This is a genomic window from Pseudomonas sp. UBA6699 (genome assembly GCF_002454615.1).
In the GTDB taxonomy this organism is placed as follows: domain Bacteria; phylum Pseudomonadota; class Gammaproteobacteria; order Pseudomonadales; family Pseudomonadaceae; genus Aquipseudomonas; species Aquipseudomonas juntendi.
This window is the reverse complement of sequence record NZ_DKJF01000063.1, coordinates 50,599-61,826: the sequence shown is the minus strand read 5'-3', so window position 1 is coordinate 61,826 and position 11,228 is coordinate 50,599. Positions and strand designations below refer to the sequence as shown.

The 11,228-nt window shown below is 60.9% G+C and carries 11 protein-coding genes; 2 read left to right on the top strand and 9 right to left on the bottom strand.

The genetic code is table 11. The features are described from left to right. Positions 1–59 precede the first annotated feature (59 nt). A complete protein-coding gene (locus B3361_RS12915) occupies positions 60–1,064 on the bottom strand; it encodes an amidohydrolase family protein (protein ID WP_047149581.1) in 1,005 nt (334 codons plus the stop codon). Between the two features lie 117 nt (positions 1,065–1,181). Here B3361_RS12915 and B3361_RS12910 point away from each other — a divergent pair, with 117 nt between their 5' ends. Further along, positions 1,182–2,045, top strand: coding sequence for a pirin family protein (locus tag B3361_RS12910; protein WP_054904885.1), 864 nt, complete (start codon positions 1,182–1,184; stop codon positions 2,043–2,045). A gap of 105 nt (positions 2,046–2,150) precedes the next feature. Here the strand turns inward: B3361_RS12910 and B3361_RS12905 are convergent, their stop codons facing one another. The 4 genes from B3361_RS12905 to B3361_RS12890 form a co-directional block, all read right to left on the bottom strand. Beyond that, complete coding sequence (locus B3361_RS12905) at positions 2,151–2,876, bottom strand: dienelactone hydrolase family protein (protein ID WP_054904884.1); 726 nt, start codon at positions 2,874–2,876, stop codon at positions 2,151–2,153. A 63-nt stretch (positions 2,877–2,939) separates the two neighbouring features. Then, positions 2,940–4,844 carry a molecular chaperone HtpG gene (gene htpG, locus B3361_RS12900; protein WP_029887686.1) on the bottom strand — a complete coding sequence of 635 codons (1,905 nt, stop codon included), beginning with the start codon at positions 4,842–4,844 and terminating at the stop codon, positions 2,940–2,942. A 69-nt stretch (positions 4,845–4,913) separates the two neighbouring features. Beyond that, positions 4,914–5,396: a PaaI family thioesterase gene (locus B3361_RS12895; RefSeq protein ID WP_054904883.1), complete on the bottom strand. Its 483-nt coding sequence runs from the start codon at positions 5,394–5,396 to the stop codon at positions 4,914–4,916. Continuing rightward, positions 5,393–5,869 carry a PaaI family thioesterase gene (locus B3361_RS12890; protein ID WP_054904882.1) on the bottom strand — a complete coding sequence of 159 codons (477 nt, stop codon included), beginning with the start codon at positions 5,867–5,869 and terminating at the stop codon, positions 5,393–5,395. The genes B3361_RS12895 and B3361_RS12890 overlap by 4 nt, the downstream gene beginning before the upstream one ends. 152 nt (positions 5,870–6,021) lie before the next feature. Between B3361_RS12890 and B3361_RS12885 the strand changes: the two genes are divergently transcribed. Further along, the gene (locus B3361_RS12885; protein WP_009684700.1) at positions 6,022–6,285 is read left to right on the top strand and encodes a hypothetical protein; all 264 of its coding nucleotides are present in this window, start codon (positions 6,022–6,024) and stop codon (positions 6,283–6,285) included. A 65-nt stretch (positions 6,286–6,350) separates the two neighbouring features. Here the strand turns inward: B3361_RS12885 and B3361_RS12880 are convergent, their stop codons facing one another. The 4 genes from B3361_RS12880 to sucC all read right to left on the bottom strand — a co-directional run bounded on the left by B3361_RS12880 (position 6,351) and on the right by sucC (position 11,102). Continuing rightward, a complete protein-coding gene (locus B3361_RS12880; RefSeq protein WP_054904881.1) occupies positions 6,351–7,100 on the bottom strand; it encodes a DUF599 domain-containing protein in 750 nt (249 codons plus the stop codon). A 217-nt stretch (positions 7,101–7,317) separates the two neighbouring features. Next, positions 7,318–8,631, bottom strand: coding sequence for a branched-chain amino acid transport system II carrier protein (gene brnQ, locus B3361_RS12875; RefSeq protein WP_286920238.1), 1,314 nt, complete (start codon positions 8,629–8,631; stop codon positions 7,318–7,320). A 420-nt stretch (positions 8,632–9,051) separates the two neighbouring features. Beyond that, positions 9,052–9,936 carry a succinate--CoA ligase subunit alpha gene (gene sucD, locus B3361_RS12870; protein ID WP_003254203.1) on the bottom strand — a complete coding sequence of 295 codons (885 nt, stop codon included), beginning with the start codon at positions 9,934–9,936 and terminating at the stop codon, positions 9,052–9,054. Next, complete coding sequence (sucC, locus tag B3361_RS12865; protein WP_003254205.1) at positions 9,936–11,102, bottom strand: ADP-forming succinate--CoA ligase subunit beta; 1,167 nt, start codon at positions 11,100–11,102, stop codon at positions 9,936–9,938. The genes sucD and sucC overlap by 1 nt, the downstream gene beginning before the upstream one ends. Positions 11,103–11,228 lie beyond the last annotated feature (126 nt).

Here is an 11,228-nt window from a genome sequence, read left to right as displayed (position 1 = left end):
AGCCCTGATGCGATCCCTGTGAGCTGGCTTGCCTGCGATAGGTCAGTACTGGTGAACCCTTACTTCTGCCTGGGCAACACAGCCAGGAAGTTCTCCTTGGCTACCTTGTTCGCCACCCCCTCCGGCAACGCATCCAGAAACGGCTTGAACCCGTGCATCTGCTCGCCCAGGCTGCCAAACTGCCCCACCACATCCGACCCCAGCATGAACCGCTCCGGGTACTTCTCGACCAACGCCAGCCATTCCTTGCGCGGCACACCCTTGTCATCCAGCAGATACGGCTGCAGCACACTCCACGACAGATCGACATACAGGTTCGGGTAATCCTCAAGCAACCGCGTCAGCACGGGCAGTAAAAAGTCCATCTGCGTCTGATGCCGGTGTATTTCCATGCTGCTGCCAGCATGGGCCCAGATGAACCGGGTGTGCGGGTGATTGCGTAGCGGCTCTTCGATTTCTGCCAGGTACAGCGGGTTGCGCTCGCGCTTGGAGGTGATGTTGGAGTGCAGCAGCACTGGCAGGTCGCGCTCAGCGGCCAGGTGATAGATCCGGGTCATGGCTTCGTTGTTGGCGCGCGGCGTTTCGCCACTGGTCAACGCAGTCAGGTCATCATGGCGGGTAAACACCTCCCCGATGCCCTGCCATAGCCCCGGGTACAGATCGAGCATACGCTCGATATGGCTGACGGCGTTCTTGTCCACCGGGTTGAACCCGCTCAGGAACGGGTGGAAGCGTTTACGCTGCTGCGGTGGCAACTGCTGGAGCGCGGCCGCCACATAGGTGTCGGTGGCGCTGTACCAGTAAGCATCGGCATCATCACCGGCGTAGTAACGCGGGCGCTTGGGCTCGTCTTCGTGCCACTTCTTGGCCACCGGAATGCCGGAAATCATCGACTGGTCAACGCCTGCCGCATCCATCGCCTTGAGCAATGCCGGCATCCCCTCACTTTCCTGGAAGAAATCCACATAGTGCAGGTGGGCGTCACTGTAGCGGTAGTCACGCGCCTGTACCGCTTGGCACAAGCAAGCGGACAGTAACGCGCAGGCCAGCGCTTTGGCATTCATGGGCAGCTCCCTTCTCCTGGTATCAGACAAGGTAGACCGGCTGGTGCAGAAGACGGTTCAGGCACAGCAGGCAAACCGTTATGCTTGGGCATTGCCCCCTTGCCTGGAGCCATTCTCATGAGCAGCACGCTGATCATTCGCCCCCGTGCAGAGTCGGTCGAGGGCCAGCCGATTCTGCGCCCGCTGCCAGCGGCGCAGTGCCGCAGTGTCGGCCCGTTCGTATTCTTCGATCACATGCTGAAAACCGCCTACGCCCCCGGGCGCGGCATGGACATCCGCCAACACCCGCACATCGGCCTTTCAACCCTGACTTACCTGTTCGAAGGGGCAATTCAGCACAAGGACAGCCTGGGCTCGGACCAGTTGGTGCTGCCCGGCGACGTCAGCTGGATGACGGCCGGTCGCGGCGTGGCGCACGTCGAGCGCACCCCTGCTGACGCCTTGGCCAAAGGGTCAAGCCTGCACGGCTTGCAGGTTTGGCTGGCCTCGCCACGTGAGCATGAACAAGGCGCGCCCAGCTACAGCCATCATCCTGCGGCCAGCCTGCCGGTCAGCGACAGCCTGGGGGTGCGCATCTGCATGATTGCCGGCACCGGGTTCTGCCTGGCGTCACCGGTGCCGGTGCTGTCCCCTACCCTCTATGCGCAGGTGCAGATGCAAACGGCGGCTACCTTGCAGGTGCCGAACGAGCACGTGGAGCGGGCGCTGTACCTGTTGGAGGGCGAACTGCAGATGAACGGCGAGGATGTGGCGCCGTGCAGCCTGGTGGTGCTGCCGGAGGGCGAAGAGGTGACGCTGTGTGCGCAAGGTGAATGCCAGCTGGTACTGATTGGCGGCGCGCCGCTGGATGGGCCGCGGCGGATGAACTGGAACTTTGTCGCCAGTGACCCGGCGCTGATCGAGCAGGCGAGGGCCAGATGGGCTGCGGGGGATTGGCCGGTCGTGCCGGGGGAGAGCTCGAGGATCGAGTTGCCTCGCTGATTGGGGTCGCTTTGCGCCCCTTCGCGGGCTTGCCCGCTCCCACAGGGTGAGAGTCGTGGGAGCGGGCAAGCCCGCGAAGGGCTGCACAGCAGCCCCACTATGCGATCAGCGCTGGAACACTTCAGTCAGCAGGTTATGCATCGAACGGAACGCCCGCTCCGAGGTGCGCCGGTCATACTGCATCTTGCCCGGCACATTGGCGCCAGGGTCGGTGAACGAATGCACGGCCCCGCCATAGCTGAGCAACTGCCAGTCGACCTTGGCCGCATTCATCTCGTCTTCGAATGCCGGCAGCTGCTCTTTCGGCACCAATGGGTCGGATGCACCGTGCAGCACCAGCACCGAGCCCTTGATGCGCTTGGCATCCTCGGGGTTCGGCGTGTCCAATGTGCCGTGGAACGACACTGCCGCACGCAAGTCGGCGCCGCTGCGCGCCAGCTCCAGCGCACAGCAACCCCCGAAGCAGAAACCGAAGGTGGCAACTTTGCCAGGCTCCAGCAGCGCCTTGGACTGCCCCAGCAACTGGGCCAGGGCCTCCTGCATGCGCTTGCGAAGTTCGCCGCGGTCGTTCTTGAGCGGCATCATCGCTGCGCTGGCTTCGTCCGCATTGGACGGGCGCACCGACTGCCCATACAGGTCGGCGAGTAACACCACATAGCCTTTTTCGGCCACTTCCTTGGCGATGCGTTCGGCACCTTCGCCAATCCCCATCCAGTTCGGTGCCATGACCAGGCCCGGGCGCCCCAGCGCCCCGGGCTCGTAGACCAGGCGGCTTTCGTAGGTTCGGCCGGACAGGTGATACACCAGCGATTCGACGATTACTTTGCTCATCAGGCACTCCATTGGCACTCGTCATAAAAAAGCCCGCCGAAGCGGGCTTTCCTCTGCATCAACTCAAGCAGACAGCTCGACCAGCAGCTTGTTCAGGCGACGAACGTAGGCTGCCGGGTCTTTCAGGCTGTCCCCGGCCGCCAGGGCCGCCTGATCGAAGAGGATATGCGACAGCTCGGCGAAACGGTCTTCGCTCTGCTCGTTGTCCAGCTTGTCGATCAGCGGGTGGCTTGGGTTGAACTCGAAGATCGGCTTGGACTCCGGCACTTTCTGCCCACTGGCCTCGAGGATCTGGCGCATCTGCAGGCCAAGGTCCTGCTCACCAATGGCCAGGATCGCCGGGGAGTCGGTCAGGCGGTGCGACACGCGGACTTCGGCCACACTGTCACCCAATGCACCTTTCAGGCGCTCGACCAGGCCTTCCTTGTCCTTGGCGACTTCTTCCTGGGCTTTCTTGTCCTCTTCAGAGTCCAGCTTGCCCAGGTCCAGGTCGCCGCGGGCGACGTCGACGAAGGCCTTGCCGTCGAATTCGTTGAGGTAGCTCATCAGCCACTCGTCGATGCGGTCGGTCAGCAGCAACACTTCGATGCCTTTCTTGCGGAAGACTTCCAGGTGCGGGCTGTTCTTGACCTGCGCATAGGACTCACCGGTGAGGTAGTAGATCTTGTCCTGGCCTTCCTTGGCGCGCGCCAGGTAGTCGGCCAGGGCAACGCTCTGCTCGCCGCTGTCGTCGTGAGTGGAGGCAAAACGCAGCAGGCTGGCGATCTTCTCTTTGTTGGCGAAGTCTTCGGCCGGGCCTTCCTTCAGCACCTGGCCGAAGTTTTTCCAGAAGCCCTTGTACTGCTCAGGCTCGTTCTTCGCCAACTTCTCCAGCATGTCCAGCACGCGTTTGGTCAGCGCGGTCTTCATCGAGTCGATGATCGGGTCTTTCTGCAGGATTTCACGCGACACGTTCAGCGACAGGTCGTTGGAGTCGACCACACCTTTGATGAAGCGCAGGTACAGCGGCAGGAACGACTCGGCCTGGTCCATGATGAACACGCGCTGTACATACAGCTTCAGGCCGCGTGGCGCTTCGCGCTGGTACAAGTCGAACGGCGCGCGGGCCGGCACATACAGCAGCGAGTTGTATTCAAGCTTGCCTTCGACCTTGTTGTGGCTCCAGGCCAGCGGGTTCTCGAAGTCGTGGCCGATGTGCTTGTAGAACTCCTGGTATTCCTCGTCCTTCACGTCGCTGCGCGAACGGGTCCACAGGGCGCTGGCACGGTTGACGGTTTCCCACTCTTCGGCCGGCTGCTCTTCACCTTCGGCAGCCGCCTGCTCTTTCGGCAACTGGATAGGCAAGGCGATATGGTCGGAGTACTTCTTGACCACGTTTCGCAGGCGCCAGCCATCGGCGAACTCCTGCTCGTCCTTCTTCAGGTGCAGGACGATGCGGGTGCCGCGCTGGGGCTTGTCGACAGTGGCGACTTCGAACTCACCCTCGCCACGGGACGACCAATGTACGCCTTCGGCAGCCGGCTGGCCGGCGCGACGGCTGTACACGTCAACCTTGTCGGCAACGATGAACGCGGAATAGAAGCCCACGCCGAACTGGCCGATCAGGTGCGAGTCCTTCTTCTGGTCACCGGTGAGGTTCTTCATGAAGTCGGCAGTGCCGGACTTGGCGATGGTGCCCAGGTGGGTGATGACGTCTTCGCGGCTCATGCCGATACCGTTGTCCTCGAGGGTCACGGTACCCGCCTCCTTGTCGAAGCTCAGGCGAATCTTCAGGTCGGCGTCGCCTTCCAGCAACTCTGGCTTGGCCAGCGCCTCGAAGCGCAGCTTGTCGGCGGCGTCGGAGGCGTTGGAGATCAGTTCACGCAGGAAGATCTCCTTGTTCGAATACAAGGAATGGATCATGAGGTGCAGCAGTTGCTTTACCTCGGTCTGGAAGCCAAGCGTTTCTTTTTGAGTCTCCACACTCATGGTCTTCAAAACTCCGATCTGATTGCAATGGCGCCTGGCGGGCGGTACAGCCTGCGTTAACGGCGGATGTCATGCAGATGGGGGCTGCCCGGATGATTTCAAGGGCTTTTGCGGTTCGATCTTGAAATGCGCGCGGGCCGTGGCAATCGGCGACTGGCGGTCGCTCTGCCAGGCGGTAATGGCCACATTGGTCACCCGTCGCCCCTGGCGCCACAATTGGCACTGCGCGTAGGTATCGCGCAACAGCCCGGCGCGCAGGTAGTCGATGGAGAAATCGATGATCTTCGGAATGCTGGCGCTGTCGCTATAGATCAGCAGGTACAGCGCTGCAGAGAGCTCCATGAAGCCGGCAATCACCCCGCCATGGATAGCGGGCAAGAGCGGGTTGCCGACAGTGTCCGGATTGGCTGGCAGGCGGAACAGCAGGTCATCCCCCTCGCGCTCGCATTCGATGCCGATCAACCCGGCGTAGGGAATCAATGCCAGCAAGGGGCGATAGTCACCTTGCGCGTGTGCTGCATTGAGTTGCTGGCGAATGGCCGGCGGAATCATGACCCGCCCTCCTTCAGGCTGCTGCCAAAGCGGATGCCGCCCTTGACCTGCGTGCCCAACCGCATGAACGTACCCACCACTTGGCAGATCGGCCGCTCGGGGTCGTCCTGGTAGGCGCTGCCACGGGTGAAGATCACGTCGCGGGTCACCCGGTAACACTGGGCATGCCCATGGATGTCCTTGCCCGGTACCGACGGGTGCATGTAGTCGATGCGCAGATCCAGGGTCGGGCATACCTCGAAGTGCGGCAGTACGCATAGCGTGGCCATGCCGCAGGTGGTGTCCATCAGCGTTGTCAGCGCCCCACCGTGTACGGCACCGGTTTGCGGGTTGCCGACAATGGCCGGCGACCAGGGCAGGACCAGCGTCATGCCAGTTTCATCAGCCTGGGCCACACGCATCTGCAACAACTGGCAGTGTTTCAATGCCGAAAGAAAACGCTCGGCCATGGACATCAAGGTCGCATCACTCATAGGCTGTTACCACGTCCCTTCCAAACGGCATAGGTGGGTTCAAAAGTCCATGTAGAACGGGGCGTTATATATCTGAAACCTTCGTTGAACTTATTCCAAGTGGCTGCACTCGAAGGAACAAGTCACTTATCACACCAAGGAGAAACACCCCCATGCGTAAACCATTTGCTTTTGCTCTGATGCTGGCTGCTGCCATGGGCCTGGCTGCTTGCGATAAAGCGAGCGAAGACAAAGCCCAAGATGCGCAGGAACATGCCGAGCAAGCCCAGGAAAAGATGGGCGAAGCTCAGGATAAAATGAACGACGCCGCCAAGGAAAACGCCGAAGCTGCCAAAGATCAGGCTGAAGCCGAGCAAAAGGCTGCCGAAGAAGCCGCCCCGGCTACTCCGGCGCCGGCAGAACCTGCCAAGCAGTAATCAGCCCGATAAAAAAACCCGACGTTGTCGGGTTTTTTTTTGCGTTGAATTAACGGTTAATCGTTTCAGTTCACTGCTACACCACCCTCTTTCAATGGCTCGCTGTTGACACTATCCGTGGGGGTAAAGACCATCACCTCCAGCACATCGGAATGGAACTCCCGACGGTACAAGATCAATACAACGCCCACACTCATGCCCATGAACAACCACGGGCTGATGAACCAGCTCAACATGGCCATGCCGAAGTAATAGGAACGTAAACCAAGGTTGAACTGGTTGGCCGCCAGCGACAACACCCGTGCTGCCCGCGAGGCGAACGCCTTGCGCTCCAGTTCGTTGACCTGCCGTTCGCCAATCATCGGTGCCGAGCCAACCAGTACGGCAGCAAAGTTGTATTGGCGCATGCACCAGCTGAAGGTGAAGAAGGCATACACGAAGACCATGGCCAGGCACAACAACTTGATCTCCGACATGCCCTGTGAAGTCTGCTGCACCAGCGGCAGGTCGGCCAGCAGCGACAGCGCCCTGTCGGAGGCCCCCAGCACGGTGAGGATACCGGCCAGGATGATCAAGGTGCTGGAGGCGAAGAACGACGCGTTGCGCTCCAGGTTGCCGATCACGCTGGCATCGGCAATACGGTTATCGCGCAGCAACATGCGCCGCATCCAGTCTTCACGGTACAGGTGCAGCACGCTGGCCAGGCACGCGGTGTCGCGCCCTTTCCAGATCGCATACCGGGTATAGCCACCCCAGCACAGGGCGAACCAGGCGACAGCCAGCAGGTTGTTGAGGTTGCTTTGGATGAAATTCATGCAGGATTCCCGAAAAGGCCAGGTGCCTGAAGGATAGGGACCGGGTTTCGACGCTGGCAAGCGGCAAAAGGCACACATTCCTGCTGAAATTCGTACTGCCGGTTTGGGGCAGAAAAAAGCCCCGCATCGTTGCCGATACGGGGCTCTGCAGCTTGCACCTTGGGCGGGCACCCTTCGGCTTGTGGCCGGTGCCGCCCCCAAGGCTTGGCCCGGCGCGTCAGGCCAGCGCTTCGCGCGGCTTGCCCAGCATGCGGTCGCAGGCGACGGCGCCCATCAGGGTCACCACCGATGGCACCAGCCAGGCCATGCCGGCATCGCTCAACGGCAGGTGCGCCATGAAGTCCGGGAGCATGTGGGCAAGGCTGCTGCCCTTGATCGCATCGACCATGCCGAACACCAGCGACACCAGCATGACCGGCGCCAGGATACGGGTCGGCGAATGCCACAGCTCTTTCACGAAACTCAGGCCGACTACCACGATGCAGGGCGGGTAGATGGCGGTAAGTACCGGGATCGAGAACATGATCAACTTGGTCAGGCCAAGGTTGGAAATCAACAGCGAGAAGCCAGCCAGGATCACCACCAGGGCGCGGTACGACAGCGGCAGGATCTGGCTGAAGTACTCGGCGCATGCGCAGGTCAGGCCCACCGCAGTCACCAGGCAGGCCAGCGCGATCAGCACCGCAAGGAAGCCGCTGCCCAACGAACCGAAGGTGTGCTGTACGTAGGCATGCAGAACGGCCGCGCCATTGGTGGCATCCGCCGCGATATCGTGGCTGGTGGCGCCCAGACGGAACAGGCTGATGTAGACCAGGGCCAGCCCGACACCGGCGATCAGGCCGGCGATGATGGCATAACGGGTAATCAGCTTCGGCGACTCGACACCGCGCGAGCGGATGGCGTTGACGATGACGATACCGAACACCAGGGCCCCCAGGGTATCCATGGTCAGGTAGCCATCGGAGAAGCCTTTGGAGAAGGCCGCTGCCGCATAAGCCGGCTGCGCGTCACCCATGCCCCCTGCCGGCAGGGCAAAGGCGGCAATGCCCAGTATGGCCAGGGCGATGATCTTCAACGGCGCCAGGAAGCGGCCCACGGTATCGAGCAACTTGCCGGGGTACATCGACACGGCCAGCACCACAGCGAAATACACCAGGCTGTAGATGAACAGCGCCAGCGGGCTTTCCCCGGTCAGCGGAGCAACACCCACTTCGAACGAAACGGTCGCCGTACGCGGGGTAGCGAACAGTGGGCCGACCGACAGGTAGCAGACGGCCGCCAGCAAGCCGCCGAAGAATTTGCCGATCGGGCTGCTCAGGGCATCCATGCCACCACCGACCTTGGCCAGGGCGACCACGGTGATGACCGGCAGGCCTACGGCCGTAACCAGGAAGCCCAGCGCCGCCATCCACACATGGGGGCCGGACTGCAGGCCGACGATAGGCGGGAAGATGATGTTGCCTGCACCCACAAAAAGCGCAAACGTCATAAAGCCAAGCGCCAGGATATCCTGGCCTTTGAGAACTTTCATTTTAAGGTAGTACCACACTGCTGAAATCGGGATTCGAGAGGGGATTTCCCTTTGGATGAGGGGAAATGCTGCCCGGCTTGATAGGCCAGACCCGTTTAGCGTGTCGTTCCCTTTTGGGGTACGGGCACAGAGTGAGCGCGTAATGTAACCGTTTTGTCAGTCAAACGCACTGGAACAGTGCTGCTTGTCCGATGTGCGTACATGTTTGTCGTCTGTGCGACCGAAGACAGAGGGAATTATCCTCGGTTTAAACGCCGTGTCTGTGTGAAAATTCCTATCAAACCCATCGAAAAATCTACAGTGCCTGATCTGGCCTCTTCGCGGGCTTGCCCGCGAAGAGTGCGGCACAGGAATTCAGAACCCCACAAACGACAAAGGCCACCCGAAGGTGGCCTCTGTGCGCGTGGGGGGGTAGCGGTATTACTTCTTGGCTTCCCAACCGGTCAGCTCGGCCAGGGCCTTGCCGATGTCGGCCAGGGAACGCACGGTTTTCACACCCGCGTCCTGCAGGGCTGCAAACTTCTCGTCTGCAGTGCCTTTGCCGCCAGAAATGATGGCGCCAGCGTGGCCCATGCGCTTGCCCGCAGGTGCGGTAACACCAGCGATGTAGGAAACGACAGGCTTGGTCACGTGGGCCTTGATGTAGGCCGCTGCTTCTTCTTCAGCCGAACCGCCGATCTCGCCGATCATGACGATCGCTTCGGTCTTCGGGTCTTCCTGGAACAGCTTCAGGATATCGATGAAGTTGGAGCCCGGGATCGGGTCACCACCGATACCGACACAGGTCGACTGGCCGAAGCCGGCGTCGGTGGTCTGCTTCACAGCTTCGTAGGTCAGGGTGCCGGAGCGCGACACGATACCGACCTTGCCTGGCAGGTGGATGTGGCCAGGCATGATGCCGATCTTGCACTCGCCCGGGGTGATGACACCTGGGCAGTTAGGGCCGATCAGGGTCACGCCCAGCTCGTCGCACTTGACCTTGGCATCCAGCATGTCCAGGGTAGGAATGCCTTCGGTGATGCAGACGATCAGCTTGATGCCGCCGAAGGCTGCTTCCAGGATCGAGTCCTTGCAGAAAGGAGCCGGTACGTAGATGACCGAAGCATCAGCGCCGGTAGCTTCCACGGCTTCCTTGACGGTGTTGAACACCGGCAGGCCCAGGTGGGTGGTGCCACCCTTGCCTGGGGTTACGCCGCCGACCATCTTGGTGCCGTAGGCGATGGCCTGTTCGGAGTGGAAAGTACCCTGCGAGCCGGTGAAGCCCTGGCAGATGACTTTGGTGTCTTTATTGATCAGGACGCTCATTACTTGCCCTCCGCAGCTTTGACAACTTGTTGAGCAGCGTCGGTCAGGCTGGTTGCCGCAATGATGTTCAAACCGCTTTCTGCCAGTACTTTAGCGCCCAGTTCGGCGTTGTTGCCCTCAAGGCGAACGACGACCGGAACCTTGACGCCGACTTCTTTCACTGCACCGATGATGCCTTCGGCAATCATGTCGCAGCGAACGATGCCGCCGAAGATGTTGACCAGAACGGCCGCGACATTGCTGTCGGACAGAATGATCTTGAACGCTTCGGTAACGCGCTCTTTGGTAGCACCGCCGCCAACGTCGAGGAAGTTGGCCGGCTTGCCGCCGTGCAGGTTGACGATGTCCATGGTACCCATGGCCAGGCCGGCACCGTTGACCATGCAGCCGATGTTGCCTTCGAGGGCAACGTAGTTCAGTTCGAACTTGGCAGCGTGGGCTTCACGGGCGTCGTCCTGCGACGGGTCGTGGAAGGTTTTCAGCTTGGGCTGACGGTACATGGCGTTGGCGTCGATGTTGATCTTGGCATCGAGGCAGTGCAGGTCGCCATCGGCCTTGATCACCAGCGGGTTCACTTCCAGCAGCGCCAGGTCGTGATCCTTGAACAGCTTGGCCAGGCCTACGAAGATCTTGGCGAACTGTTGAACTTGCTTGCCTTCCAGGCCCAGCTGGAATGCCAGCTCGCGACCCTGGAACGGCTGTGCGCCGACCAGTGGGTCGATGGTGGCCTTGAGGATTTTCTCAGGCGTTTCGTGAGCGACTTTCTCGATGTCCACGCCACCTTCGGTGGAGGCCATGAACACGATGCGGCGGCTCGAACGATCGACTACAGCGCCCAGGTACAGCTCTTTGGCGATGTCAGTGCAGGATTCGACCAGAATCTTGGAGACGGGTTGACCGTTGGCATCGGTCTGGTAGGTAACCAGATTCTTGCCCAACCACTGTGCAGCGAACGCCTTGGCGTCTTCCTTGCTGCGAACCAGCTTGACGCCGCCCGCTTTACCGCGACCACCCGCGTGAACCTGGGCTTTGACTACCCACTCGTTCCCGCCGATCTTGTCGCAGGCTTCTGCAGCTTGCTCAGGGGTATCGACTGCGAAACCCTTGGAAACTGGCAGGCCGTACTCAGCGAACAGCTGCTTACCCTGATACTCGTGAAGATTCATGCTTTTTACCGTCTTCGTTAGGTACTGCGCTTCGGCGCTGCGCCATTACTGGCGCCGCGCCACCTGTGACCGTTGACCCCGGGTTATCCCATGTGATCCGGTCCGGCGGACGTTCCGCGGTGAGTC